Annotated in this window: 27 protein-coding genes and 1 pseudogene; 12 read left to right on the top strand and 16 right to left on the bottom strand. The window is 47.4% G+C overall.

All coding sequences use genetic code 11. From position 1 onward, the window contains the following. The first annotated feature begins 50 nt into the window (after window positions 1-50). The 5 genes from rbfA (at window position 51) to A4A70_RS00415 (ending at window position 6,136) form a co-directional block, all read left to right on the top strand. Window positions 51-425 carry a 30S ribosome-binding factor RbfA gene (gene rbfA, locus A4A70_RS00435; RefSeq protein ID WP_067567429.1) on the top strand — a complete coding sequence of 125 codons (375 nt, stop codon included), beginning with the start codon at window positions 51-53 and terminating at the stop codon, window positions 423-425. Beyond that, window positions 425-1,351, top strand: coding sequence for a tRNA pseudouridine(55) synthase TruB (gene truB / locus A4A70_RS00430; RefSeq protein ID WP_067567427.1), 927 nt, complete (start codon window positions 425-427; stop codon window positions 1,349-1,351). Before rbfA ends, truB begins: the two co-directional genes overlap by 1 nt. Before the next feature lie 130 nt (window positions 1,352-1,481). After that, window positions 1,482-1,751 (top strand): 30S ribosomal protein S15, encoded by a 270-nt coding sequence (gene rpsO, locus A4A70_RS00425; RefSeq protein ID WP_067568241.1) that lies wholly within the window; start codon window positions 1,482-1,484, stop codon window positions 1,749-1,751. 201 nt (window positions 1,752-1,952) lie between these two features. Further along, a complete protein-coding gene (gene pnp / locus A4A70_RS00420) occupies window positions 1,953-4,037 on the top strand; it encodes a polyribonucleotide nucleotidyltransferase (RefSeq protein ID WP_067568239.1) in 2,085 nt (694 codons plus the stop codon). A gap of 302 nt (window positions 4,038-4,339) precedes the next feature. Then, the gene (locus A4A70_RS00415; protein ID WP_067567424.1) at window positions 4,340-6,136 is read left to right on the top strand and encodes a DEAD/DEAH family ATP-dependent RNA helicase; all 1,797 of its coding nucleotides are present in this window, start codon (window positions 4,340-4,342) and stop codon (window positions 6,134-6,136) included. 20 nt (window positions 6,137-6,156) lie between these two features. Here the strand turns inward: A4A70_RS00415 and sspB are convergent, their stop codons facing one another. The 4 genes from sspB to rplM form a co-directional block, all read right to left on the bottom strand. Beyond that, window positions 6,157-6,618, bottom strand: coding sequence for a ClpXP protease specificity-enhancing factor (gene sspB, locus A4A70_RS00410; RefSeq protein ID WP_067567421.1), 462 nt, complete (start codon window positions 6,616-6,618; stop codon window positions 6,157-6,159). Window positions 6,619-6,626: 8 nt separating this feature from the next. Then, on the bottom strand, window positions 6,627-7,271 hold the full coding sequence (gene sspA / locus A4A70_RS00405) for a stringent starvation protein SspA (protein WP_067568237.1): 645 nt from the start codon (window positions 7,269-7,271) through the stop codon (window positions 6,627-6,629). Between the two features lie 223 nt (window positions 7,272-7,494). Then, window positions 7,495-7,887, bottom strand: a complete 393-nt coding sequence (gene rpsI, locus A4A70_RS00400) for a 30S ribosomal protein S9 (RefSeq protein ID WP_067567419.1) — start codon at window positions 7,885-7,887, stop codon at window positions 7,495-7,497. A 16-nt stretch (window positions 7,888-7,903) separates the two neighbouring features. Further along, window positions 7,904-8,332 (bottom strand): 50S ribosomal protein L13, encoded by a 429-nt coding sequence (gene rplM, locus A4A70_RS00395; protein ID WP_067567416.1) that lies wholly within the window; start codon window positions 8,330-8,332, stop codon window positions 7,904-7,906. Window positions 8,333-9,150: 818 nt separating this feature from the next. Here rplM and degQ point away from each other — a divergent pair. After that, window positions 9,151-10,527: a serine endoprotease DegQ gene (gene degQ, locus A4A70_RS00390; RefSeq protein WP_067567413.1), complete on the top strand. Its 1,377-nt coding sequence runs from the start codon at window positions 9,151-9,153 to the stop codon at window positions 10,525-10,527. A 30-nt stretch (window positions 10,528-10,557) separates the two neighbouring features. Here the strand turns inward: degQ and murA are convergent, their stop codons facing one another. From murA to A4A70_RS02910, 8 genes are all read right to left on the bottom strand, one after another. After that, on the bottom strand, window positions 10,558-11,817 hold the full coding sequence (gene murA, locus A4A70_RS00385) for a UDP-N-acetylglucosamine 1-carboxyvinyltransferase (RefSeq protein ID WP_067567410.1): 1,260 nt from the start codon (window positions 11,815-11,817) through the stop codon (window positions 10,558-10,560). A gap of 62 nt (window positions 11,818-11,879) precedes the next feature. Then, window positions 11,880-12,134: a BolA family protein gene (locus A4A70_RS00380; RefSeq protein ID WP_067567407.1), complete on the bottom strand. Its 255-nt coding sequence runs from the start codon at window positions 12,132-12,134 to the stop codon at window positions 11,880-11,882. A 175-nt stretch (window positions 12,135-12,309) separates the two neighbouring features. Continuing rightward, entirely contained in the window at window positions 12,310-12,633 is a 324-nt protein-coding gene (mlaB, locus tag A4A70_RS00375) for a lipid asymmetry maintenance protein MlaB (protein WP_067567404.1), read from the bottom strand. After that, the gene (mlaC, locus tag A4A70_RS00370; protein ID WP_067567401.1) at window positions 12,626-13,261 is read right to left on the bottom strand and encodes a phospholipid-binding protein MlaC; all 636 of its coding nucleotides are present in this window, start codon (window positions 13,259-13,261) and stop codon (window positions 12,626-12,628) included. Before mlaC ends, mlaB begins: the two co-directional genes overlap by 8 nt. A 137-nt stretch (window positions 13,262-13,398) precedes the next feature. Continuing rightward, window positions 13,399-13,884: an outer membrane lipid asymmetry maintenance protein MlaD gene (mlaD, locus tag A4A70_RS00365; RefSeq protein ID WP_067567398.1), complete on the bottom strand. Its 486-nt coding sequence runs from the start codon at window positions 13,882-13,884 to the stop codon at window positions 13,399-13,401. Window positions 13,885-13,888: 4 nt separating this feature from the next. Then, window positions 13,889-14,671, bottom strand: a complete 783-nt coding sequence (gene mlaE / locus A4A70_RS00360) for a lipid asymmetry maintenance ABC transporter permease subunit MlaE (protein ID WP_067567396.1) — start codon at window positions 14,669-14,671, stop codon at window positions 13,889-13,891. Between the two features lie 8 nt (window positions 14,672-14,679). Continuing rightward, on the bottom strand, window positions 14,680-15,489 hold the full coding sequence (gene mlaF, locus A4A70_RS00355) for a phospholipid ABC transporter ATP-binding protein MlaF (RefSeq protein WP_067567393.1): 810 nt from the start codon (window positions 15,487-15,489) through the stop codon (window positions 14,680-14,682). Window positions 15,490-15,504: 15 nt separating this feature from the next. Further along, complete coding sequence (locus A4A70_RS02910; RefSeq protein ID WP_158648188.1) at window positions 15,505-15,672, bottom strand: hypothetical protein; 168 nt, start codon at window positions 15,670-15,672, stop codon at window positions 15,505-15,507. A 343-nt stretch (window positions 15,673-16,015) separates the two neighbouring features. Here A4A70_RS02910 and kdsD point away from each other — a divergent pair, with 343 nt between their 5' ends. The 6 genes and pseudogenes from kdsD (at window position 16,016) to hpf (ending at window position 19,875) form a co-directional block, all read left to right on the top strand. Continuing rightward, a complete protein-coding gene (gene kdsD / locus A4A70_RS00350; RefSeq protein ID WP_067567389.1) occupies window positions 16,016-17,008 on the top strand; it encodes an arabinose-5-phosphate isomerase KdsD in 993 nt (330 codons plus the stop codon). A 14-nt stretch (window positions 17,009-17,022) separates the two neighbouring features. Continuing rightward, window positions 17,023-17,592 (top strand): 3-deoxy-manno-octulosonate-8-phosphatase KdsC, encoded by a 570-nt coding sequence (kdsC, locus tag A4A70_RS00345; RefSeq protein WP_067567386.1) that lies wholly within the window; start codon window positions 17,023-17,025, stop codon window positions 17,590-17,592. Then, window positions 17,589-18,173, top strand: a complete 585-nt coding sequence (lptC, locus tag A4A70_RS00340) for an LPS export ABC transporter periplasmic protein LptC (protein WP_067567383.1) — start codon at window positions 17,589-17,591, stop codon at window positions 18,171-18,173. The genes kdsC and lptC overlap by 4 nt, the downstream gene beginning before the upstream one ends. Further along, the gene (lptA, locus tag A4A70_RS00335; RefSeq protein ID WP_067567380.1) at window positions 18,148-18,672 is read left to right on the top strand and encodes a lipopolysaccharide ABC transporter substrate-binding protein LptA; all 525 of its coding nucleotides are present in this window, start codon (window positions 18,148-18,150) and stop codon (window positions 18,670-18,672) included. Before lptC ends, lptA begins: the two co-directional genes overlap by 26 nt. A 24-nt stretch (window positions 18,673-18,696) precedes the next feature. Continuing rightward, window positions 18,697-19,422, top strand: coding sequence for an LPS export ABC transporter ATP-binding protein (gene lptB, locus A4A70_RS00330; protein WP_067567377.1), 726 nt, complete (start codon window positions 18,697-18,699; stop codon window positions 19,420-19,422). Window positions 19,423-19,566: 144 nt separating this feature from the next. Continuing rightward, window positions 19,567-19,875: pseudogene (gene hpf, locus A4A70_RS00325) on the top strand (ribosome hibernation promoting factor). 80 nt (window positions 19,876-19,955) lie between these two features. On the opposite strand, the gene A4A70_RS00320 reads toward hpf, so the two are convergent. From A4A70_RS00320 to glnS, 4 genes are all read right to left on the bottom strand, one after another. Then, window positions 19,956-20,846 (bottom strand): metal ABC transporter solute-binding protein, Zn/Mn family, encoded by an 891-nt coding sequence (locus tag A4A70_RS00320; protein WP_067567374.1) that lies wholly within the window; start codon window positions 20,844-20,846, stop codon window positions 19,956-19,958. Continuing rightward, a complete protein-coding gene (locus A4A70_RS00315) occupies window positions 20,843-21,718 on the bottom strand; it encodes a metal ABC transporter permease (protein ID WP_173644524.1) in 876 nt (291 codons plus the stop codon). Before A4A70_RS00315 ends, A4A70_RS00320 begins: the two co-directional genes overlap by 4 nt. 27 nt (window positions 21,719-21,745) lie before the next feature. Then, entirely contained in the window at window positions 21,746-22,531 is a 786-nt protein-coding gene (locus tag A4A70_RS00310) for a metal ABC transporter ATP-binding protein (RefSeq protein WP_231908297.1), read from the bottom strand. Window positions 22,532-23,164: 633 nt separating this feature from the next. Continuing rightward, window positions 23,165-24,823: a glutamine--tRNA ligase gene (gene glnS / locus A4A70_RS00305; protein WP_067567368.1), complete on the bottom strand. Its 1,659-nt coding sequence runs from the start codon at window positions 24,821-24,823 to the stop codon at window positions 23,165-23,167. Window positions 24,824-25,090 lie beyond the last annotated feature (267 nt).

The following is a 25,090-nucleotide window of genomic DNA, read 5'->3' as shown; positions in this document are numbered from 1 at the left end:
ACCTCTCAGGAAGGGTTGTTTCGCCTCCCTGCCTGTCTGGAGTATTGAAAATGGTAAAAGAATATAGTCGCACCCAGCGGGTCGCCCAGGAGATGCAGAAAAAAATAGCTGTTATCTTGCAACGCGAGATCAAAGATCCACGCGTTAGCATGGCCACGGTTTCCGGCGTCGATGTATCGCGCGATTTGGTCTATGCTAAAGTGTTCGTTACATTTTTGAACGCCAAAACCCCTGAACAAGTGAACCACGGCATACGCACGCTTCAAGAAGCTGCGGGATTCATCCGTAGTCTACTCGGTAGAGCTATGTATCTACGGGTAATGCCCGAATTAACCTTTGCCTACGATAATTCCTTAGTAGAAGGCATGCGTATGTCTAATCTAATCAGCCAGATAGCAAAACACCCCAAGGATAAAGAGCGCTGATGAGCCGTCCTAGCCACCGTGGTCGCGATATTGACGGTATTCTGTTGCTGGATAAACCTATTGGACTGTCCTCCAACTATTTGCTGAAGACAATTAAATGGCTCTTTCGTGCAAAGAAAGCAGGCTATACTGGTACACTGGATCCACTAGCAACTGGGATGCTTCCTATTTGTCTCGGCGAGGCGACTAAATTTTCTCAGTATTTGCTGGATGCAGATAAACGCTATCGTGTGACCACGCGACTTGGCGAACGTACTGATACGTCTGACGCAGAGGGCAAGATAGTTAGCGTCCGTCCAGTTGTCCTAGATAAGGCACGGCTGGTAATGTCACTGGAAGCTTTTCGCGGGGCATTCTTTCAGGTGCCATCGATGTTTTCTGCGCTTAAATATCAAGGCAGACCACTTTATGAATATGCGCGACAAGGTATTGAGATAGCACGAGAGGCGAGACCTATCGAGATCTACAGTCTGCAGCTGCTGCACTGGAACCTGACCCAGTTAGTATTGGAGATACATTGTTCCAAAGGCACCTATATTCGCACTATTATCGACGATTTAGGGGAGCGACTAGGCTGCGGTGCACACGTCCAAGTGCTACGTCGGCTGACAGTGGCACGCTATTCTACCGCACGCATGATCACTTTAGACGCGCTTTTGGCTATCGATACTAATATGCCTGAAACTCAGGTGCAGCTAGATGCGCTGTTGTTATCAATAGATAGCGCGGTGGCGGACATGCCAGCAGTACATCTTCCGCCAGACATCGCTGCGCGAGTACAGCTTGGACAAAAGGTAGCAATTACAACGCCATTAGAAGCAGGATTGGTGCGTTTGACAGAAGGTCAGTTCCGTCACTTTTTGGGCATCGGTGAAATTACTATACCTGGATTTTTAACGCCGCTGCGCCTGATAGCGAAGCCATAAGAACTATTAGGCATAGGTATAGACCTTGCGCTAGGCTTAGAATGAGCGTAAAATAGTTTAGCTTATGAAGCTGGTTGCTGCAGTTAGAGATCAGCGACCATCTATTTTACAATCATTTTGGGGTGTTATAATGTCTCTAAGTGTTGAGGCGAAAGCAAAGATTATTTCTGATTTCGGCTATGATGCCAAAGACAGCGGTTCCACTGAAGTTCAAGTTGCTCTTTTAACCGCTCAGATTAGTCATTTGCAGGGCCATTTTGCGGAAAATAAAAAAGATTACCATAGCCGCCGTGGTCTGTTGCACATGGTTTCACAGCGTCGTAAGCTGCTCGACTACCTGAAAGGTAAAAATATAGTGCGTTATACCAGCCTTATCGAACGTCTTCATCTGCGTCGCTAAGCTAGATAGTAGGAGATAGGTGGGTCTTATTATCTTATATTATGTTGTTTCTTTCTTCTATCTTCTAGGTAGCGCTGGCTGCGGGGGATATGTCCTTAGTTGGTAAGTGCTATCTCAGTAGATTCTCTTCTATTAAAGAAAGTCTTTAGTCAATAGTGGGCGATATGTTTTAGAAGGAATCACTTTAAAAAGGAAATGATTTTGCTAAATCCAATTGTTCGCAAGTTTCAATACGGTCAGCATACCGTAACGCTTGAAACCGGTATGATGGCCCGTCAGGCGACGGCCGCAGTCATGGTAAGCATGGACGACACCGCAGTATTTGTTACCGTAGTTGGCGCTAAAAAAGAAAAACCGGGCCAGAGTTTCTTTCCACTAACTGTCAACTATCAGGAACGTACCTACGCCGCCGGTCGTTTTCCAGGTGGGTTCTTTCGACGAGAAGGTCGTCCAAGCGAAGGTGAAATGCTTATTTCACGCTTGATCGACCGGCCGATTCGTCCGCTGTTCCCAGAAGGTTTTTTGAATGAAGTACAGGTTATCGCGATGGTGGTATCGATTAATTCGCAAGTCAGCCCAGATATTGTAGCGATGATCGGCGCATCTTCTGCGCTAAGCCTGTCAGGTATTCCATTCAGTGGACCCATCGGCGCCGCACGTGTAGGCTATATCAACGACCAATATGTATTAAACCCTACTCAGACTGAGCTAGCTTCTAGCCGGCTAGATCTGGTAGTTGCTGGTACCGCTAACGCGGTACTGATGGTGGAGTCGGAAGCACAACTACTGAACGAAAATCAGATGCTGGACGCAGTGATGTATGGCCACGAACAGCAACAAGTGGTAATCGAGAACATTAGGCAATTTGTTGACGAAGCCGGCCAGCCAAAATGGCAATTGAAGCCACAGGAAGCCAACGCCTCATTGCATAAATTGGTCGCTGAATTAGCGGAAAGCCGTTTGGGGGATGCCTACCGCATTACTGAGAAGCAAAAGCGTTATCTTATGGTTGATGCTATCAAAGCTGATATAGTAGAGCAATTAATTAGTCAAGACGATTCCATTCATGAAGAGAAAATTCAAGCCACCCTGGGCAACTTGGAGAAACAAGTTGTACGCAGCCGCGTGCTGCGTGGCGAGCCGCGTATTGATGGCCGTGAAAAAGATATGATTCGCGAACTGGATATACGCACTGGCATACTACCGCGCACCCATGGGTCGGCGCTGTTCACCCGCGGCGAAACCCAGGCGCTGGTTACAGCCACCCTCGGCACTGAGCGCGATGCACAGAATCTTGATGAGCTGACGGGTGAACGTACTGCCCGTTTTCTGCTACACTATAACTTCCCGCCATATTGTGTAGGTGAAATTGGTATAGTGGGTTCACCGAAGCGGCGGGAAGTTGGCCATGGCCGTCTAGCTAAACGCGGGTTGTCAGCAGTTATGCCAAATATCGTTGAATGCCCTTATACCGTGCGGGTAGTATCGGAAATTACCGAATCTAACGGTTCTTCTTCTATGGCTTCAGTTTGCGGTGCTTCGCTGGCGCTAATGGATGCTGGGGTTCCAATTAAGGCGGCCGTAGCCGGTATCGCCATGGGGCTAATAAAAGAAGGTGATAGCTTTGTGGTACTATCCGATATTCTAGGTGATGAAGATCATCTGGGCGATATGGATTTCAAAGTCGCAGGAAGCCGCGAAGGTATCACAGCACTGCAGATGGATATTAAAATTGAAGGCATTACCAGAGAAATCATGCAGGTAGCGCTTTATCAGGCAAAGGAGGCGCGTATGCATATACTAGAAGTGATGAATCGAGCAATCAGCATGCCGCGCAGCGATATTTCCCCATTCGCTCCGCGTATTTACACGATCAAAATTAATGCAGATAAAATTAAAGACTTGATTGGTAAAGGCGGCTCGGTGATTCGCACGTTAACCGAAGAAACCGGTACGACTATTGAAATTGAAGACGACGGCACAGTAAAAGTGTCAGCCACTGATAGTGAGAAAGCTTCTCATGCTATTCGTCGTATCGAAGAGATCACAGCTAAACTGGAAGTAGGACGCGTTTATAATGGAAAAGTGATCCGCATCGTTGATTTCGGAGCCTTTATTGCTATCAGCGGGGGTAAAGAAGGGTTAGTACATATTTCTCAAATTGTCGATAAGCATGTGGAAAAAGTAGCCGATTATCTAGAACTTGGACAAAAAGTACCGGTTAAAGTTTTGGAAGTTGACCGTCAAGGGCGCATTCGCCTGAGCATTAAGGAAGCGAGCTCCTAGTCAGGATAGATGGCGCTTATATGATAGCCTTGAGCTTCTATCGCTCTCTCCTTCTCTAGGAGAGGGCAAAAAGCCCTTTAAGGGCAAGAAAACCTTAATCAGCAATAGCTGTAATCAGCAATAGCTGTTGAAAGTAAAACATGAGTCAACATCATAAAATTTTTTCACCTGCGCGAGTGAGGGCAGATTTTTGCGTTTTAAATTTAATTTAAGCCAGTTCACACTTTTGATGAAAATAAAGAACAGTTTTCAAGATGAGGTAGACTGGCCGTCAAGAAATCATAATAATGAGGCACGTGTACATGTCTAAATTAGAAACCTCTTTTGCCAATCTTGGGCTGAAAAATCCGCTTCTGAACGCACTGATCGATCTCGGTTATGAAAAACCGTCTCCCATACAAGTCGCCTGTATTCCGCCGCTGCTAGCTGGGCATGACGTAATGGGTATGGCACAGACCGGCAGCGGCAAAACAGCGGCCTTCTCCCTGCCGCTGTTGAACAATATTAAGCCTGAGCTATTGGTTCCACAGGTACTAGTGCTAGTGCCTACCCGAGAACTGGCAGTACAGGTTAGCGAAGCATTTGACTATTTCGCTAAGTATATGAAAGGCATCAATATAATTTCACTGTACGGCGGTCAACGTTACGACGTGCAACTGCGTGCCTTGCGTCAAGGACCGCAGGTGGTGGTCGGCACTCCTGGCCGTCTGCTAGACCACTTAAAACGCGGCACGCTGAATCTGTCTAACTTGAGCGGGCTGGTACTGGACGAAGCGGATGAGATGCTACGCATGGGTTTTATCGAAGATGTGGAAAACATTTTGGCGCAGGTGCCAGCCAAGCATCAGACTGCATTATTCTCTGCCACAATGCCGGAAGCGATTCGCCGCATTACTCACAGATTTATGAATGAGCCGCAAGAAGTACGCATACAGTCTAACGTGACCACTCGTCCCGATATTAGCCAGAGTTACTGGGCGGTATACGGCATGCGTAAGAATGAAGCGCTGATTCGTTTCCTAGAAACTGAAGACTTTGACGCCGCCATTATCTTCGTACGCACCAAGAATACGACGCTGGAAGTTGCTGAAGTGCTTGAGCGCAGTGGCTACAATAGCGCCGCGCTTAACGGCGATATGAATCAGGCGCTGCGCGAGCAGACTCTTGATCGCCTGAAGGATGGCCGCCTGGATATACTAATAGCCACCGATGTAGCCGCTAGAGGTCTAGACGTTGAGCGAATTAGTCTAGTGATTAACTACGATATCCCGCTGGATGCCGAATCCTATGTGCACCGTATCGGCCGTACTGGCCGCGCCGGTCGTGCCGGACGGGCACTACTGTTCGTAGAAAACCGCGAACGCCGTTTGCTGCGCAATATCGAAAGCATCATGAAACTTACCATTCCCGAAGTTAAACTGCCGACAAACAAAGTGCTGGGCGCCCGTCGTCTGGCTAAATTTGTTGCTAGAGTCCAAAATCAACTGGAGAGCAGTGACCTGGAGGTGTACCGTGCGCTACTAACTAAACTGCAGCTAGTGGTGGATGAGCTACTAGATATGGAAACGCTAGCAGCGGCGTTGTTAAAGCTGGCCTCAGCCGAGCGTCCGCTCATCCTGTTGCCGGATCCCGTTATCGAACGCCGGCCGCGGCGTGGCGAGTTCCACGAGCGTGATGACTTTCAGAACGGCGGTGAGCGTGCCCAACGTCGTGATGTGAGAGAGATGGATCTCTACCGTATTGAAGTCGGCCGTAATGACGGCGTGGAAGTGCGTCATATCGTTGGTGCGATCGCTAACGAAGGGGATATCAGCAGTCGTTGTATCGGTAATGTTAAGTTATTTGCGTCCCATTCTACCATCGAGCTGCCCAAAGGGATGCCCAGTGAACTGTTGTCTCACTTCACACGCACACGTATTCTGAACAAGCCGATCAATATGCAATTTGTCGGTAAAGCACAGTCACGCGGTGGAGAACGCCGTAACGGTGGCCGCCGTAGCTTTGACAGTTATCGTGACTGCTCTACCTCTGGTAGAGGAGAACGCCGCTACGATAATAATGTCAATAACCCCCGACTGTTGGCGGGGACGCGTAAATAATACGCGTCCGCTTGTCAGAGCTACTTCACCAGCCGTAGCAAAGGCTGGCTGGCGCGCGGCGGCGTCAGCTGCTGCTCATCTTCTTCATAAGCTTCAGCTTGTGTATCGGCTGATCGGTCGCTACTACTAATAACCGACAGTGCTTGTTGTTCAGAGGCTGATTCTGGCTCAAACATCATGCCGGCACCGTTCTCACTAGCATAAATTGCTAGTAAAGCTGGTATAGGCACAATAACTTGTCTCGGTATGCCTCCAAAGCTAGCATGAAACCGCACTTCATCATTGTCCAGCGCCAAATTAGCTACCGCGTGCGGAGCAACATTCAGTACAATCTGCCCGTTGCGAGCAAACTCTATCGGCACCATTACTCTATCTACAGTGATATCAACCAAGAGATGTGGCGTAAGCTGATTATCAAGCAACCATTCGTAAAAAGCGCGCAGCAAATACGGCCGGCATGGTAATAGTTGAGTTATCTTCATGATTAACTTTACTCCAGGGTCTGCAGACGCATTTCACGCTCTGCTTCAGTCAATGAAGCCAAGAAGGCGTTGCGTTCAAATACACGCTTAGTATAACCTTTTAGCTCTTTGGCGCCTACTCCGGCCAGATCAATGCCCAACTTTGGTAGTCGCCACAAAAGCGGCGCTAGGTAACAATCTACCAAACTGAATTCTTCGCTCATAAAGAAGGGCGCTTCGTTGAATACCGGCGCTATCGCCAGTAACTCATCGCGCAGTTGGCGACGGGCATTATCTGTTTCGCTACCGCTGCTATGCTCTATGGTACGCATCAGCTTATACCAATCGTTTTCGATACGGTGCATCATAAGGCGGCTGGTGCCGCGCGCTACAGGATAGACGGGCATCAACGGCGGGTGAGGAAACCTTTCGTCCAAGTATTCCATAATAATGCGGGCTTCGTAAAGCGTCAGTTCACGATCGACCAGCGTCGGTACAGTAGTATGGTATGGATTGAGATCAATCAAGTCCTGCGGCAGCTTATCTAATGCAATCTGCTCAATTTCGACACTGACCCCTTTTTCCGCCAATACGATGCGGACTTGATGGCTGAAAATATCGGTTGTTCCGGAAAAAAGCGTCATCACCGAACGTTTGTTGGTAGCGACAGCCATGAACACCTCCGAATTCATTATGAAATACCGCCAATAACCCTAACCATTTTTTGATTTGTCTGCCGTTGAACCCATCGCCACGCCCACCGGTTGGAACCGGAAGTAGTAACCAGCAACACAAGTCTGGCAGATGAATAAAAAAACAAGCCAGTCAAAAGTACATAAACATTTGAGTGCAATAATAACAAACCCGGAGTAATCCGGGTTTGTTTTGCGAACATAATTAACGTTTAGAGAACTGCGTACTACGGCGTGCTTTACGCAAACCAACTTTTTTACGTTCAACCTGGCGCGCATCGCGGGTAACGAACCCCGCTGTGCGCAGATCAGTACGCATAGTTTCGTCATATGCTATCAGCGCACGGGTAATACCGTGACGAATGGCGCCTGCCTGACCGGAGATTCCACCACCTTTCACAGTGATGTAAAAATCTAGTTTGCCAACCATATCGACCAGTTCCAGCGGCTGGCGCACGACCATGCGGGCAGTTTCGCGACCAAAGTACTGATTAAGACTACGCTGGTTGATAACTATGTTCCCGCTGCCCATCTTTAAGAACACGCGAGCCGAGGAGTGTTTACGGCGACCAGTACCGTAATATTGATTTTTAGACATTACCTATAATCCCTGATTAAATATCTAGAATTTGTGGTTGCTGTGCCGCGTGATTGTGATCAGTACCGGCATAAACTTTTAATTTACGAAACATAGCACGACCCAGGGGACCTTTTGGTAGCATGCCTTTAACTGCGATTTCAAGAACACGCTCAGGACGACGGTTCAGCATTTCTTTAAAGGTAACTTGTTTTATACCACCAACGTAGCCGGTATAGTGATAGTACATTTTGTCGTTACGCTTGTTACTGGTAACGGCTACCTTCTCAGCGTTCAGAACGATAAGGTAATCACCGGTATCTACATGTGGCGTATATTCTGCTTTATGTTTACCGCGCAAACGGTAAGCCAGTTGAGTAGCAAGACGGCCAAGGATTTTTCCCTCAGCGTCGACAACATACCAGTCATGTTTGAGGGCTTTTGGCTTTGCTGTAAAAGTTTTCATTAAAAACGTACCCAGTCTGCAATTATACGTTGGTATAACAACCAAACGATTTAATAACTATTGATAAAGCTTACATAAATTTTAGCTTATGTGTGTAAACGTAAACCTATCTTGGTTAAAGAGCTATAGCTAGTACGATCGAAGTGTTGAAACAAATCAATCTAACGTAAGATAAGCCAATAGAGAAGTAAAAGTTAAATATCGAACGTTTTTGCATTCTATTTTTTGCATTCCATCATGGCTAAAGGCCCCCTTAAACATCGGTGTCAGCCTTAAAGCCTCAGTTATCATCTCTAGATGGTATCATCTGTAGCTAGTCATGCACTCGCAGCATAAAGCTGAAAAGTATAAATTTAAGTTTAGCTTTATCTCTTCTGGAGATTATGCAGAAAATAAATCTATTACTCTAATTTGTTAATATTAGCAAGCCTACATTATAAGCCAATAATCTGAATGAAATCAAATGACATAAAATAGTGCCGCTACTCATCCTACAACAACGGCGTGGACTACACTACAAATATAGCGTTCCAGCCCTCGTTATAGCGCTCGCCAGTTACACTGATAGTACGTTACCGGTTATAGTGAAGCTAACTATGTAATAAAATTATTTACAGTACAAAAAACTAACAATAGGAGTCATTATGACATGGAAATATGCGCTTATCGAATATGCGCTTATCGAATTAGTAGGTATGATTCCTGTGCGGTAGCTATAAGTTTCGGCAACCGTAACCTGCGTCAGCAACAAACGCTTCAGTACAAACTGAGAAAAAGCTAGGATATCCATTTAAGCAAATAAACGAGTTAACGTTACAATGAAAATAACATCTTTAATCAGCGCATTGACTCTTAGTCTTGGATTAAGTTTAGTTACCTTAGCCGCCTCCCAGGCGGCACTTCCTACCGAAGTCGTGGCTGGTCAGCAGGCCATACCTAGCCTGGCGCCGATGCTTGCTAAGGTGCTGCCGGCTGTCGTAAGTGTCCATGTCGAAGGATATCAGCTAGTACGGCGCCCAACGTTGCCCAAGGAGTTCAGGTATTTCTTCGGTCCTGATATCCCAAGCGACAACAGCGGAACACGCCAATTTGAAGGCCTAGGCTCTGGGGTGATAATCAATGCCGCCAAAGGCTATGTAATTACCAATAATCATGTGGTTAATGGTGCGGACAAAATTAAAGTACAGCTCAACGACGGACGAGAGTTCGATACTAAATTAGTAGGTCATGACGAGCAGACTGATTTAGCACTGCTACAATTGCCTTCCCCAAAAAACCTCAGTGAAATAAACATGGCCGATTCTGATGTTCTTAAAGTTGGTGATTTTGCAGTCGCGGTGGGCAATCCTTTCGGTCTTGGCCAGACCGCGACCTCCGGCATTATCTCTGCCTTAGGGCGCAGTGGCCTAAACCTTGAAGGGCTGGAAAATTTCATTCAAACCGACGCTTCCATTAACCGCGGCAACTCCGGCGGTGCGCTGGTTAATCTTAACGGCGAGCTTATCGGTATCAATACCGCCATTTTGGCTCCAGGGGGCGGCAATATTGGTATCGGCTTTGCCATCCCCAGCAATATTGTCAAAAATCTAAGCCAGCAATTGATCGAATTCGGCGAGGTGAAACGCGGCCAGTTGGGCATTAAAGGCACTGAATTGACTGCCGACATCGCCAAGGCATTCAATATAAATACCCAACGCGGCGCTTTCGTCAGCGAAGTGCTACAGAACTCCGCCGCCGCCAAAGCGGGTATTAAGGCTGGCGATACCATCGTCTCGGTTGGAGGCAAATCGATTCATAGCTTCGCCGAACTAAGGGTCAAGGTCGGCACCACAGCCCCTGGCAAAACCGTCAAGCTCGGTCTTCTGCGTAATGGCAAACCTCAGACGGTATCGGTAGTTCTGGATGATAGTGCCTTGGCTACTAGCAGTGACGAAATTCTACTCCCAGCCATGCAGGGAGCCTCACTCAGTAACTGCCACTTGAAGGACGGCACTAAAGGAGTCCAGGTGGAGGAGGTAGTAAAAGACTCGCCTGCCGCCGCGATCGGTCTGCAAAAAGGAGACGTAATAATCGGCCTGAACCGCGAACGGGTACAAAGTCTGGCCCAATTACGCAAAGTGCTAGAAGCCAAACCGGCTGTTATAGCGCTTAATATCGTGCGCGGCGACGCCAGTATTTATATAATATTGCGTTAGCCTCACGCTACTACGTAGCTCAGACAGCGTTTATGTGCCGCTAATGCGTTCGATATTAGCGCCCATTCGCTGCAATTTTTTTTCGATGCAATCATACCCACGATCGATATGATAGATACGGTCCACCACTGTTATGCCCTCAGCGATGCAGCCGGCTAGCACTAGGCTGGCTGAAGCGCGTAAATCAGTCGCCATTACCTGAGTACCTGACAGGGTCTCGACGCCGTGGCAGATAACGGTGTTGCTTGCAATCTCGGCGCGTGCCCCCATGCGAATGAGCTCGGGAACGTGCATAAAACGGTTTTCAAAAATTGTTTCGGTAATCAACCCGGTCCCATCTGCCACCAGATTCAGCAGACTGAACTGCGCCTGCATATCGGTGGGAAACCCAGGATAGGGGGCGGTGCACACTGTTACCGCTTTGGGACGCTGACCGTGCATATCCAAGCTGATCCAATCTTTGCCGGTTTCAATATCGGCGCCCGCTTCACGCAACTTGGCCAACACGGCATCTAGTGTATCGGGCCGCGTGGCATGGCAGCGCACCCAGCCGCGAGAAATTACTGCTGCAACTAAAAAAGTACCAGTTTCGATACGGTCAGGCAGAATGCGGTAAACGCCTCCGCCGAGGCGTTCAACCCCTTGGACGGTGATTGTATCAGTGCCGGCGCCGATGATTTTTGCGCCCAACATGATGAGAAAGTTGGCAGTATCTACAATTTCCGGTTCGCGGGCAGCGTTTTCAATAATGGTGGTGCATGTTGCTAGCGTAGCAGCGCTCATGATGGTGACAGTAGCACCAACGCTGACTTTATCCATGATGATATGCGCACCGCGCAAACGTCCTTCTACCGAGGCCTTAATATAGCCCTCTTCTAGCTTAATGGTGGCTCCCAACTTTTCCAGACCGCTGATGTGTAAATCAACCGGACGCGCCCCGATGGCGCACCCGCCCGGCAGCGAGACCTGCCCCTGACCGAAACGCGCTACTAGCGGCCCCAGTACCCAGATGGATGCGCGCATGGTCTTTACCAGCTCATAGGGTGCACGATAGACATTTACGTCGCTAGCATCCACATGAACTGATCCATTACGCTCTACTTTAGCACCGAACTGTCTCAGCAATTTCATGCTGGTGTCGATATCTTTCAATTTGGGAACATTCTGAATTTCTACCGTTTGTTCCGCCAACAGCGATGCGAATAAAATTGGCAGCGCCGCATTCTTCGCGCCCGAAATAATGACATCGCCGCTTAACTGGATGGGACCATAAACACGAAATTTATCCATTACAACTGTTCTCTGTGTATGTTAATAGAATACATTCATTGGCCACCAGTCAGGATAAACATTTAAAAACCGTTTTGCTTGCGATCGCACAACCACTCATCAGGGGTGTAGGCTTTGATGGATAAAGCGTGAATGCGGTTATCCGAAATGTATTCTATTAATGGCGAATAAATAAGCTGTTGTCTTTGTATTCGGCTCATGCCGGCGAACTTTGCGCTGATCGCAATCACCTGAACATGGTTATCGTCGCCGCTTACGTGGGCTTCGTCCAGCGCCAGTGCTTTAATCAGCACCTCTTTAATTGTACTTATTTCCATAAGGTATACCTTGTTAGGTAGTCAAGTAGCTCACTATCTTACAGGCACGAAACCAGGACAGGAAATGAAATTAATCGTGCTTCGGTCTTCTTTATCTTACGGATCTGCCGGCCAGTTGCTGAAATAGATATAGCGCTGAGTACTAGAGGAAGCAATCTTCATCCCCGAACACTGCCTAGCTCGGATGGCCTATGGCACCAGCAGTCGTCACCCTGGGTAGGATATCCTGTAGTTTATATAAGGCTATAAGCGTGCTTAGTCTGTCGGTTACTCCGGTTAGTATCAGCGAACAGCCTGACTGACGCTGATGGTGATAAAAATGCAGCATAAGAGCTACTCCGGCAGAATCGACCCGCTGCAGACCAGATACATCTAGAAAGTTAATACCTGTAAGCAGCTGCTGCCGCTGTGGCCACAGCGATAGCAGCGTATCTCGATCAAGTTCGCCCTGCAGAATGAGCGTTTGCTCTTGCGTTTGCCAGCTTAGTTTGTCAGCCATTGCGCTGTTTATCTAAAGTAATCGGCTGAACTGCAGCAGCCTGCAGTTGTGCCGTTAGCCCATCGATGCCTTTAGTACGTAGCGTTGACGCCCACTCGTTTTGCTTAGTGGTGATCATGCTGACTCCCTCAGCTATCATGTCGTAAGCCTGCCAATTACCTGAAATACTGTTTTTACGCCATTGAAAGTCAAGGCGCATTGGCGGCCGACCGCCTTGATCAATAATGTTTACTCTGATAGCGATAATCGTGGCATCGCCCAGCGGCTTTTCTGGTGCTATTTGATAGGTCTGATTAGTGTAAAGAGCTAAAGCTTGGCCGTAAGCTTGCTCAAGATAGGCTTGAAATGCTTTAAAGTAAGCGTCTCGCTGCACCGAGGTGGCCTCACGGTAATAGCGCCCAAGTACCAATGCACCGGCGTATTTTACCTGGACATAGGGAAGCAGTTCTTCACGCACAATGGTACGCAGATAGTTAGGATCCTGATAGATTTTAATTTGCTCATTTTTTAGACGGGTGAAGGTTTTGCTCGCCGTATCATGCATCAAATGGTAAGGGTTGATTTCATTATCAGCTTGCGTTAGCGGTGCCAGCGTTAACAGCACTACCATTAGTAAATGTTTTAACATGCATTTCTACTCCTATGTAAGGCTGCACCAATGCTCAACGGCGGCAGATAGTTCACAAAATGACGAAAGGTAGACAAGCAATGAGTTGGCTACATGAAGGAAAAAGTATCATCGCCCCCCCTAGCTCGCTCCGGTTACTATTCTTCTTTACTATTTTTATATAAGAGCTGGCCAATTAAATCCTCCAGCACCATCGCCGACTTGGTATCCTGGATCACCCCACCTTCTTTAAGGATAGACGTGCCCATTGCCGGATCTTCAAAGCCGATATTCAGCGCCAGGTACTGTTCTCCCAATAATCCTGAAGTACGGATGGCAAGGGAACTCGTATCTGGTATGTGGTTATAAATTTGTTCAATATCCATGATGACTTTTGGCATGTAGGTTTGTGGATCAAGAGTAATCTTCGCTACCCGTCCAATCACTACGCCGCCAACTTTAACTGGTGAGTTAATTTTTAGCCCGCCGGTATTATCGAAAGAGGCGCTGATCCGGTAGGTTGCGACACCGTTCATGGAACGGAGGTCCGTGACTTTCAAACAAAGAAACAATATGGCGCATAAGGAGATAATCATAAAAGCGCCGACCCAGATTTCACTGATTTCACTTTTTTTGATTTGCATCAACTCAGTTCCCAAACATAAGTGCAGTCAGCACAAAATCTAATCCTAAAATTGCCAGCGAGGCGTGGACAACCGTGCGCGTCGTAGCGCAGCTGATGCCCTCTGAGGTTGGAATCGCATCGTAACCATTAAACAATGCAATCCAGGTCACAGTAATGGCGAAAACAACACTCTTGATGACACAGTTTATCAAATCCTGCCGCCAATCTACGGCTACTTGCATCGCTGACCAGAAGAAGCCACTATCAATACCTTTCCAATCTACACCGACCACGGCGCCGCCCCAAATTCCTACGGCTACAAAAATCGCCGTCAGTAGGGGCAGACTAATGACGCCTGCCCAAAAACGGGGCGCTACCAGCCGGCGTAGCGGGTCAACAGCCATCATCTCCAGGCTAGAAAGCTGTTCGGTGGCTTTCATTAAACCCAGTTCTGCGGTAATCGCCGAACCGGCTCTACCAGCGAACAATAGGGCGGTGATCACCGGTCCCAGCTCACGCAGCAACGATAGTGACACCAACATGCCCAAACTAGACTCAGCGCTGTAGGTAGTCAAAATAATGTATCCTTGCAGCCCCAGTACCATACCGATAAATAGACCGGAAACAATAATGATTACTAGAGACAACACCCCGACGCCGTAGAGCTGTTTTACTAGCAGCGATCCTTGTTCATTCAGCGCCAGTTTACCCACCAACGCGTTGGATAGCATGATACCGGCCCGGCCGAAACTATGACAAAGACGGATACCCTGACGTCCGAAGGACGAAATAATTTCTAATACCATGACTAAAGTTAACTCCCTGCACCCAAAAGTTGGGTTTGATAATCTTTGGCGGGCAAGTTAAAAGGCACAGGGCCATCGGCAATACCGTCAAGAAATTGCCGCACCTGCGCATCGTTATTTTCGCGCAGGCTAGCCGGCGTGCCTTGCGCCATTACGTGCTGTTCGGCGACGATATAAGCGTAATCGGCGATGCTTAATACTTCTGGCACGTCGTGCGACACCACAATACAAGTCACTCCTAGGGCATGATTCAATTCGTCGATAAGCTTCATTAAGACTCCCATGGTTATAGGATCCTGGCCCACAAAAGGTTCGTCAAACATAATCAACTGCGGATCCAGTGCAATGGCACGCGCCAGCGCCGCGCGCCGCGCCATACCGCCGGAAAGCTCTGCAGGCATTAGCGAAGCCGCGCCGCGCAGCCCTACCGCCTCAAGCTTCATCAGTACCGTGCTGCACAAAACAGGTTCCGGTAAATGGGTATGGCATCGCAAAGGAAACGCTACATTCTCGAACACGTCAAGATCGGTAAATAATGCGCCTGATTGGAACAACATGCTGATTTTCTTACGTACGTCGTACAAACGTCGGCGTGAAAGTTTGGGTATATTGTCCCCATCGACCCAAATTTCCCCGCTGTCCGGCAGCAATTGTCCCCCGATAAGGCGTAGCAGGGTCGTTTTACCGATGCCTGAAGGGCCCATAATCGCGGTAACTTTGCCGCGAGAAAATTGCATGCTGATATTATCGAATATAACTCTATCGCCGCGACGAAAGCTTAATTCAAAAATGTCAACCAGGTTATCGCTCTGGTTCATAGTTAACTGCCCTTTTTATTTTACCGCACCTACAGCCGTGAGTGATGGATGATAGTATGGATGATAGTAAAGCAAGCTGGCCATATTATCGAAATTTTCTCGGCCGACGACATATTTTAATAAGGCGTCAATAAAACAGGTGTTTTTTGCTGAATCTGAGGATTCAGCATGCTTTGGCGACATACTGATCTACTAGCCCTTATTATTTAGTCTCATGCCCATCTTCAGTAAAGGTGATTATTGATAATGCTAGCTTAATTGTGCACAATTTCTGCCTAAGCAATCTGCTTCTTGCCGCACAGTGTGCGCTTATAGCTAGAGCGCTTAAGAGCAAAAATAATCTTGCCTTAATAATATTGTCTTAGTAAAGGTTATTAATTCTATTATTTATCGTGTGATTGTGCTCGATGTTCCTGTACTGTTGTTCTCTATCGGCCCGTTTAATCCCACCGCCTTCGCTTACAATTATTGGCTCATACTGGCGCGAGTATGATTCGCATCGAGCTTTGCCAACAGGATAAGTTTTATGTCGCAAAATAAATTATCGCTGGCTTTTGATTTTATAACTGCCGGCAAACAGGTCCTCGCCATCGAACAAGCAGGTCTGGCGCAGCTCGATCAATATATCAACAGCGATTTTCGCCGAGCTTGCGAAATGCTGTTCAACTGCAACGGCAAAGTAGTGGTGATGGGAATGGGTAAATCCGGTCATATTGGCCGAAAACTGGCCGCCACCTTCGCCAGCACTGGTACCCCCGCGTTTTTCGTCCACCCTAGCGAAGCCAACCACGGCGATTTAGGGATGGTCTCGCTACAGGATATCGTTATCGCGATGTCCAATTCGGGAGAATCCCACGAAATATTGGCGTTAATTCCCGTGCTTAAACACCTGCGCATTCCCCTCATCTGCATGACCGGCAAACCAGACAGCACTATGGGAAAAGCTGCGGATATTCATATCTGTGTGCGTGTGTCGGAAGAAGCCTGTCCTCTGGGACTAGCCCCTACCACTAGCAGTACTGCAGCATTGGTGATGGGCGATGCACTGGCGGTAGCGCTTTTGAAAGCTCGGGGATTTACCACTGATGATTTCGCCCTTTCGCATCCTGGAGGAGCATTGGGACGCAAATTACTGCTACGAGTTAGCGATATCATGCACAGCGGTGACAATATTCCTTTGATCTCCCGCACAGCATCGTTACGCGACGCGATCATCGAGATCATACGCAAAAATCTGGGGATGACGGTGATTTGTGATCGACCGAACATCATTGCTGGAATCTTCACGGACGTTGATCTGAGGCGGGTTGTCGACATGGGCATTGATTTGAATCAGGCGCGCATCGCCGACGTTATGACCATGACCACTAGCGGGATACGAATACCGCCCGACACACTAGCGGTGGAGGCGCTGAATGTGATGCAGGCGAGAAATATTACCGTGCTGCTCGTTGCGCAAGGCGACCATCTGATAGGCGTGGTGCACATGCATGATATGCTGCACGCCGGTTTAATTTAACTAGGATACCTGCCATGCAAGAAACTTCCACCTTGGAATGGTGTTACGGATCGTTAACCCAGCGAGTGCTTGACCGAGCGAGCCGCATCCGTTTGCTAATTTGCGATGTAGATGGGGTTATGTCCGACGGCCTTATTTATATGGGCAATCACGGTGAAGAGCTAAAAGCGTTCAATGTACGCGACGGCTACGGCATTCGCTGCCTACTGACAGCTGGTATTGAAGTTGCTATCATTACTGGCCGTTGCGCCAAATTACTGGAGGAACGTTGCGCGATACTGGGCATTAAGCATCTTTACCAGAGACAATCGGATAAGACTTTGGCCTTTCAAGCGTTGTTAAGTAAACTGACATTAACGGCACAACAGGTGGCCTACATAGGTGATGATCTCATAGATGCGCCGGTGATGGGGTTGGTCGGTTTAAGCGTGGCGGTAATCAATTCGCATCCGCTATTACTCCCCAGGGCCGATTACGTTACGAACATCGCCGGGGGTCAAGGCGCGGTTAGGGAAGTTTGCGATCTTCTGTTGCTCGCACAGAAAAAGCTAGAACTAGAAGATGCCAAAGGGCAGTCTGTATGAGCAAGACAACACGTTGGATAACAGTGCTGCTGGGATTTGTCTTATTAAGACTTATAACAATGCTTATAAGATGGAATGTAGCGGATACCGATAATTATTCGGCGCAACCAACAGTTAATCTCGGGGAACCAACCTATCAGAGCGAATTTACTACTACGGTGGTCTATAATTCATCAGGAGGGATCCATTACAAGTTAGTTGCTGATCACGTTAACCATTTTGCTAAGCAACAGCTCACCTGGTTTATACGCCCGGTAGCCACCACCTTCGATGAGAATAACATGCCGACCTGGCAGGTGAAGGCTGACAAAGCCAAAATTATCGAAGACAAGATACTTTATCTATCTGGCCATGTTCAGGTCGATAGTTTGACCGATGCCTCGCAGTTGAAATATATAAAAACAGATCAAGCGGTAGTTAACCTAATCACGCAGGACGTCTTCTCTAATGAGAAGGTAACATTATATGGTACCAGCTGTAACTCTACTGGTATGAAGCTGCGTAGCAATCTACGCAGCAAAACTGCTGAGTTAATTGAACAGGTTGAGACTTTTTATGAAATTCAAAACGATACGCCCTAGCCGGCTGTTGGCTGGCAGTTTAATACTGATACTGGCAAGCGCACCAGTGCTGGCCTTGTCTAGTGATAATAAGCAGCCGATCCATATTTATTCAGCGCAGCAGTCAGTAAATATGGTCACTAATACCGTGACTATGACCGGAGATGTGGTGATCAAGCGCGGCTCAATTGACATTCACGCTGATAAGGTCATCATCACTCGAACTAACAGAAAAGAAGTGGTAGAAGGTTATGGCAATCCGGTAACCTTTTATCAACTGCAGGACGACGGCAAGCCGGTGCGAGGCTATTCACTGAAAATGCGTTATGAAACCGCTAAAGATCTTGTGATTCTAACAGGCAATGCCTATCTGGAACAGCTCGATAACAATGTTAAGGGTGATTATATTACCTATCTGATAAAACAACAGCAGATGGAAGCGTTCAGTAATAAGGGCAAACGGGTCACTACCGTGCTGGTACCAGCGCAACTGCAAGATAAAAGTTTCAACAAACGCTGACCAAATAATAATTGAGTAAAATATATGGCTACATTAAGTGTAGAAAACGTCTTTAAAGCCTATAAAGGGCGCACCGTAGTGGAAGACGTCAGCCTGAAAGTGAGTTCTGGCGAGATTGTGGGATTACTAGGACCTAATGGTGCGGGCAAGACCACCACATTCTATATGGTCTTGGGCATCATCGCCTGCGACGCAGGCCGCATTATGATTGACGATGACGATATCAGTATTCTACCGCTGCATACCCGTGCCCGCTGTGGTATCGGCTACTTGCCACAAGAGGCCTCAATTTTCCGGCGCCTAAGCGTATTTGATAATCTGATGGCAGTTTTGCAAATCCGTCAGGATCTTAATAGCGAGCAACGCAACGATCGAGCTCATGAGCTTATGGAAGAGTTCCATATCAACCACTTGCACAACCACCTGGGTCAGTCACTATCCGGCGGCGAACGGCGCCGGGTGGAAATCGCGCGTGCTCTGGCTGCTAACCCGAAATTTATTCTGCTTGATGAACCTTTTGCCGGCGTCGACCCTATTTCGGTCATCGACATCAAAAACATTATCGAACATCTGCGCGACAACGGCCTTGGCGTGCTTATCACCGATCATAACGTGCGTGAAACGCTCAACGTGTGCGAACGAGCTTATATTGTAAGTAAAGGTCATATCATCTCCCATGGCTCCCCGGCTGATATCCTACTTGACGAACAGGTGAAACAGGTTTACCTGGGAGAAGAGTTCCGCCTATGAATCTGAACAGTTGGAATTGACGCTATTGCCGCTTTGGTTCTTCAGCACCCCCATCTTTTTACCGAAAGTATTGATCCATCCTAACTAGTTCAATCCATACCAGTTAACTCAATTAGTTTGATATCTACAGAACAGGAAGAAGCTATGCAGCTGAACATTACTGGACAACAGGTTGATCTTTCCGACGCTTTAAGGAAAGGTATCACTACAAAATTCTCTAAACTAGAACAGTTATTCGACCGCATCAATCAGGTTGATATTGTTCTGAAGGTAACAAAAAGGTAAAAAATTAAAAAAAATTGCTATTGCTGAAGCGACAGTACATCTTAACGGTAGTGAGCTGCATGCAACGGCAGAGTCGGATAATATGTACTCCGCCATTGAATTGATTTGCTGATCTATAAATTGATGCGGCAATTGAACAAGCACAAAGATCAGCTCAAACAATTTTAATTTAACCGTAGCTGCTACCGCTAGCCGGAGCAGAGACTAGATACTCTGTGCAGAGGTAGTAGCCCGTTAATAATGAAGCCTTATTTAAGGCTATCAACAACTATAGTTACATTGTAGCAAAATGCTTCTACATAGGTCGAGGCAGGCCCGTTTATGTTGGACAGACCTTCAGGATAAAGCTCGCCGCCGAGCTGAGAGCTGCTGGCACTAGCTATCTGTTTGACTAAACGCTGGTCAGTCTGGTTTTCAATGAAGTAAGTTTTTACCTGTTCATACTTAAGCTGATCGATCAGCTGCGCTACGTTGCTAGCACTGGACTCGGTTTCGGTAGAAAACCCAACCGGCGCAAGAAAATGGACGCCATATTCAGCGCCGAAGTAGCCAAAAGCTTCATGACTGGTCAGCACTTTGCGTTTCTCCTGGGGAATATCGGCAAATTGCTTTTTCGCCCAACTGTCAAGCTTTTCAAGAAGTTGGATATAGGCTTCGCCACGTTGCCGGAAATAACCTGCGTCCTGACAGTTGGCCGTAATTAGTGCATTCATAACATTGCGCGCGTATATAACGCCGTTATGCATGCTGTTCCAGGCGTGAGGATCGGTAATAGTTTGACCATTCTTATCTATTTTTTGTATATTCACTCCAGCAGATGCTGTAATCAGCTTACCCTTGTTGTAGCCGGAGGCAGTCACCAGGCGATCGATCCAGCCATCAAACCCTAAGCCGCTAACAAACACTACATCCGCTTTCACCAGTGCCTGGCTGTCTTTGGGCGCCGGCTCGAAGGCATGAGGATCACTGTTATCCCCTACCAGAGCCGTGACCTTGACATGTTCGCCACCAACTTGGCTGACAATGTCAGCCAGTACTGAAAAACTAGCTACCGCATTTACAATTTTTGCTACCGCAACCTGGCTACTAAGGATCAGAGTAATAGCCATGCAGCAAGACAGAGTAATACGTTTTTTCATATCTTCTTGCGTAAATTACGCCGAAGCAGCAGCGCTATACCGTCACGCTGCCCCAATAATACAGATAGTAAAAACACCATACTGGTAGATAACACAATGATAGGCCCGGCCGGCAGCGAGGTGTAAAATGACCATAGAAGACCGCACCAAGAACAAAACATACCAATAGTGGTCGCTAATACCAGCATCCACGACAGGCTGGTTGTCCAGCAGCGCGCGGCCACCGCCGGTAACATCATCAGCCCTACTGACATCAGTGTGCCAAGAATTTGAAAGCCAGCTACCAAGTTTAACACCACCAACACTAGAAACAGAGCTTGGATCAGACGTGGAAACCTGGCTTGGTTCACCCGTAAAAATACCGCATCAAATGCTTCGATGACTAGCGCACGGTACAACAAAGCTAGGATAAGCAAGGTGATGCTGGCGATTATACCGATAAAATGCATCGCATCTTTATCCACCGCCAAAATAGATCCAAATAGCAGATGCAGTAAATCGACGCTAGATCCTCGCAGCGATACTAGCGTTACTCCTAGCGCCAGAGATCCGAGATAAAAGCCAGCAAAACTGGCATCATCTTTTAACTGTGTCATGGTGCTCACCCAGCCGGCAAGCACCGTTACTACCAGGCCAGCGATGAATCCTCCCACTCCCATAGCGATGAGAGACATGCCGAATAGCAAATAGCCTATGGCGACGCCAGGTAAAATGGCATGGGACAAGGCATCGCCTACCAGGCTCATTCGGCGCAACAAAAGAAAACTACCCAACGGCGTTGTGCTCAGGGATAAAGCGAAACAGGCTACCAGCGCCCGACGCATAAAACCGTAATTGATAAAGGGATCAAATAAACAATGCATCATTATTATTATTTTATTATTATTTTTTTCAATGCGCTACAGGCGTACGGTGCGGCAACAGTCGATAGCTGTCTGTTCCAAAACCTGCATCGAAGGGCCCCATACAGGTTGGTTCGGAGTGAGCCACAGTGTATGTGGAAAATGTTTAGCCACTAGATTATCGTCATGTAGCACGACGATAATCGTGCAGCCCTGGCTGTGTAGCTGCTCGATTACCGTCATCAATAGGGCACTAGTCTGTTTATCAATCGCGCTGAAAGGCTCATCAAGCAGAATTAATGGCGCTTCCTGTACCAGTAAGCGGGCAAAAAGCATGCGTTGAAATTGTCCGCTCGACAGGTTACTAATGATCCTGTCAGGCAACTCTTCCAGGCCGACTCGTTCAAGCGCCTGCCAAATCAATCCCTTACGGACATGATTAATTCTGCGCAATAAACCAGACTGGGGCCAGCATCCCATTGCCACGACCTCGAATACAGTTAGCGGAAATTGTCGATCCATTTCTGCCTGCTGCAGTAAATAACCAATGCGCAGCCGGCTAGCGTCAAAACTTATCCGTCCGCGCACGGGTGGCAACAGACCACCCATGGTCTTAAGAAGAGTAGATTTGCCGGATCCGTTGGCGCCGATGATGGCGGTCATACTGCCACTGGCGAAACGGCCATTTAACGGTACGCCGATGCCTTGTCCCTGATAGCCAGTCACCAGATCTTGTAAGATGATCATGGTAAGATCGTTGACCAGACTACGGCGCACCAAAGCACCGTTAATACTAACAAAGCCATCAGCATGCGTGTTAGACCAGAGGCAATCAGTAGCCATCGTTCTGCCGTTAGTTGACGTAATAATGAAAAAAAATAGGACATATACAAAATACCATAATCAATAAATGATATGATATAACATATCATGCTATTTCCTTTCTCAGCAACATGTTCCTCACAGAGATTTTTGGCACAACCATCATCTTTCAGGAAAAAGATACTCCCGTAAGATGATTGATTATCCTTTTATCGCCTTTTAGCTCCTTCACCATGACTCGAGTAGGAGTTGCACTACTGCAGGCAAGGTAGTTTAGTCTACTGCAGGCCATACTGTTTACCGCTGGCTGGCTTTCTAGCTTCGGCGTTGGGGCTGGCTGCTGCGCACGCTGGCATATTGTGTGTGGCATCGTGCTATGTTGCTATTGATTGCCCTCCCTCAGGTAGGTATTGCCGCCGAACAAATGGCGTAGGCTTCCGCCTCAATAATAGACTAGGCGATGCAGCGCAACAATTAGCTACAAAAACAGCTAAGCTACTGCGACAGCAGGTCGAAGCTGCTTTGTGATTTGCTGGTTTTTTGCAACTACTGCACGTTTTGCCATAACACCGCTTTATCGATCGCTGGTGAACAAGTAAGGCTAGAGGCGTGAAGTTTTGATGATCGTTAATTTTTATAACTGACGCAAACGTCTCATACGCCTGCCCAGATATCACGTAGACTAACTGTCCGGTTAAATACCGGATGATCTGGGCTGAAATAGTGGCTATCGGCGCAGAAGTAGCCTTCGCGTTCAAACTGGAAAATTGAGCCAGCGTTGGCCGCCAAGACTCCCCTTTCAACAAAACCTTGGCAGATCACCAGCGACTTTGGATTAATCGTAGCAAGTAAATTTGCTCCTGTCGGATTTGCTTCATTAAATAGTCGGTCATAAAGGCGAAATTCTGCCGCTATACTACGAGTAGCCGATACCCAATGAATTACGCCTTTGACTTTACGCCCATCCGCCGGATCTTGACTGAGAGTATTAGGACAGTGACGACAAAAAATGGTAGTAATCTGTCCTAGGGCATCTTTTTGCAGGTGTTCGGCCTTAATGACGTACGCATGACGTAATCGCACTTCTTTCCCCAATACGAGGCGCTTATATTGCTTATTTGCCTCTTCTCGGAAATCAGCGCGATCGATATATATTTCGCGGCTAAACGCTACCTGACGCATACCCATTTCAGGGGTGTTGGGATGATTAGGCATAATTATATCCTGTTCATAACCAGTTGGCAGGCTTTCAATGATTACCCGTACTGGGTTAATTACCGCCATGGCGCGCGGCGCATTTTCGTTTAAATCTTCACGGATACAGGCTTCTAGCGCGGCTATTTCCACATTATTATCTTGTCTAGTGACGCCGATGCGACGGCAAAATTCACGAATCGAGGCTGCTGTATAGCCCCGACGCCGCAACCCAGCAATTGTTGGCATACGCGGATCATCCCAACCTTCGACAATTTTTGCTTTAATCAGCAGATTAAGCTGGCGCTTGGATATGATTGTGTATGTTAGATTGAGGCGTGAGAATTCGTATTGTCGCGGATGTACATCAATGGTGATATTATCTAGTACCCAGTCATACAGCCGGCGGTTATCTTGAAACTCCAGGGTGCATAATGAGTGGGTAATCCCTTCTAACGCATCTGAGATACAGTGGGTAAAGTCATACATTGGATAGATACACCATTGATGGCCAGTTTGGTGGTGTTCTGCGAACTTAATGCGATACAGTACAGGATCACGCATTACTATAAACGGTGAAGCCATATCGATTTTCGCTCGCAAGCAGGCGCTGCCCTCGTTGAACTCACCGTTGCGCATTTTAGCAAACAGCGTCAAATTTTCTTCCACACTGCGATCCCGATAAGGACTATTTTTACCTGGATGTGTTAAGGTACCACGATAATCACGAATCTCGGTCGGCAAGAGTTGGTCAACATAGGCCAGCCCCTTTTGGATCAATTCGAGCGCATAATCATGCAGCTTGTCGAAATACTCAGAAGAGTAATGAATTTCGCCACTCCAATTAAAACCCAGCCATTGGACGTCGTGCTTGATGGAATCGACATATTCCTGAGCTTCTTTAATAGGGTTAGTGTCGTCTAAACGCAGGTTACATTTACCCCGGTAATCCTGAGCGATGCCAAAATTGAGAAAGATAGATTTCGCATGGCCGATATGCAAATAGCCGTTTGGCTCTGGTGGAAAACGGGTATGCACCGATGTATGCTTACCTGAGGTAAGGTCGTCATCGATAATTTGACGAATAAAATTCGTTGGGCAGGCTGCAGCTTCACTCATATGGAGTTTTCTCTATGGTCAGGCAATGGTATTCAACAATACCACTAAATTTATTACGTTTATTAGGCATTGTTTATGTTCCAACATGCTACGCCTGGACACAACCGTTTGTAAAAGCAATTTACTATCTATTCTATACCGTACGGCACACGGTAAAAGCAGTGGAGACAATGATAGTACTGGCAATAACGGCAACGGCAAATTGCATTTTTGCCAATGTAGACAAGTTGCTTAAGGAGATAAAAAACTATAATAGCGTGCAGGCGA

Source organism: Candidatus Hoaglandella endobia (assembly GCF_900044015.1).
Lineage (GTDB): Bacteria > Pseudomonadota > Gammaproteobacteria > Enterobacterales > Enterobacteriaceae > Hoaglandella > Hoaglandella endobia.
This window is presented reverse-complemented; position numbering and strand designations above follow the sequence as displayed.

What these genes read in the sequence shown, in the direction of transcription:
- rbfA (WP_067567429.1), top strand. Translation starts at nt 51, where the DNA reads ATGGTAAAAGAATATAGTCGCACCCAGCGGGTCGCCCAGGAGATGCAG.
- truB (WP_067567427.1), top strand. Translation starts at nt 425, where the DNA reads ATGAGCCGTCCTAGCCACCGTGGTCGCGATATTGACGGTATTCTGTTG.
- rpsO (WP_067568241.1), top strand. Translation starts at nt 1,482, where the DNA reads ATGTCTCTAAGTGTTGAGGCGAAAGCAAAGATTATTTCTGATTTCGGC.
- A4A70_RS00415 (WP_067567424.1), top strand. Translation starts at nt 4,340, where the DNA reads ATGTCTAAATTAGAAACCTCTTTTGCCAATCTTGGGCTGAAAAATCCG.
- sspB (WP_067567421.1), bottom strand. Translation starts at nt 6,618, where the DNA reads ATGAAGATAACTCAACTATTACCATGCCGGCCGTATTTGCTGCGCGCT.
- sspA (WP_067568237.1), bottom strand. Translation starts at nt 7,271, where the DNA reads ATGGCTGTCGCTACCAACAAACGTTCGGTGATGACGCTTTTTTCCGGA.
- rpsI (WP_067567419.1), bottom strand. Translation starts at nt 7,887, where the DNA reads ATGTCTAAAAATCAATATTACGGTACTGGTCGCCGTAAACACTCCTCG.
- rplM (WP_067567416.1), bottom strand. Translation starts at nt 8,332, where the DNA reads ATGAAAACTTTTACAGCAAAGCCAAAAGCCCTCAAACATGACTGGTAT.
- degQ (WP_067567413.1), top strand. Translation starts at nt 9,151, where the DNA reads ATGAAAATAACATCTTTAATCAGCGCATTGACTCTTAGTCTTGGATTA.
- murA (WP_067567410.1), bottom strand. Translation starts at nt 11,817, where the DNA reads ATGGATAAATTTCGTGTTTATGGTCCCATCCAGTTAAGCGGCGATGTC.
- A4A70_RS00380 (WP_067567407.1), bottom strand. Translation starts at nt 12,134, where the DNA reads ATGGAAATAAGTACAATTAAAGAGGTGCTGATTAAAGCACTGGCGCTG.
- mlaB (WP_067567404.1), bottom strand. Translation starts at nt 12,633, where the DNA reads ATGGCTGACAAACTAAGCTGGCAAACGCAAGAGCAAACGCTCATTCTG.
- mlaC (WP_067567401.1), bottom strand. Translation starts at nt 13,261, where the DNA reads ATGTTAAAACATTTACTAATGGTAGTGCTGTTAACGCTGGCACCGCTA.
- mlaD (WP_067567398.1), bottom strand. Translation starts at nt 13,884, where the DNA reads ATGCAAATCAAAAAAAGTGAAATCAGTGAAATCTGGGTCGGCGCTTTT.
- mlaE (WP_067567396.1), bottom strand. Translation starts at nt 14,671, where the DNA reads ATGGTATTAGAAATTATTTCGTCCTTCGGACGTCAGGGTATCCGTCTT.
- mlaF (WP_067567393.1), bottom strand. Translation starts at nt 15,489, where the DNA reads ATGAACCAGAGCGATAACCTGGTTGACATTTTTGAATTAAGCTTTCGT.
- A4A70_RS02910 (WP_158648188.1), bottom strand. Translation starts at nt 15,672, where the DNA reads ATGTCGCCAAAGCATGCTGAATCCTCAGATTCAGCAAAAAACACCTGT.
- kdsD (WP_067567389.1), top strand. Translation starts at nt 16,016, where the DNA reads ATGTCGCAAAATAAATTATCGCTGGCTTTTGATTTTATAACTGCCGGC.
- kdsC (WP_067567386.1), top strand. Translation starts at nt 17,023, where the DNA reads ATGCAAGAAACTTCCACCTTGGAATGGTGTTACGGATCGTTAACCCAG.
- lptC (WP_067567383.1), top strand. Translation starts at nt 17,589, where the DNA reads ATGAGCAAGACAACACGTTGGATAACAGTGCTGCTGGGATTTGTCTTA.
- lptA (WP_067567380.1), top strand. Translation starts at nt 18,148, where the DNA reads ATGAAATTCAAAACGATACGCCCTAGCCGGCTGTTGGCTGGCAGTTTA.
- lptB (WP_067567377.1), top strand. Translation starts at nt 18,697, where the DNA reads ATGGCTACATTAAGTGTAGAAAACGTCTTTAAAGCCTATAAAGGGCGC.
- A4A70_RS00320 (WP_067567374.1), bottom strand. Translation starts at nt 20,846, where the DNA reads ATGAAAAAACGTATTACTCTGTCTTGCTGCATGGCTATTACTCTGATC.
- A4A70_RS00310 (WP_231908297.1), bottom strand. Translation starts at nt 22,531, where the DNA reads ATGGCTACTGATTGCCTCTGGTCTAACACGCATGCTGATGGCTTTGTT.
- glnS (WP_067567368.1), bottom strand. Translation starts at nt 24,823, where the DNA reads ATGAGTGAAGCTGCAGCCTGCCCAACGAATTTTATTCGTCAAATTATC.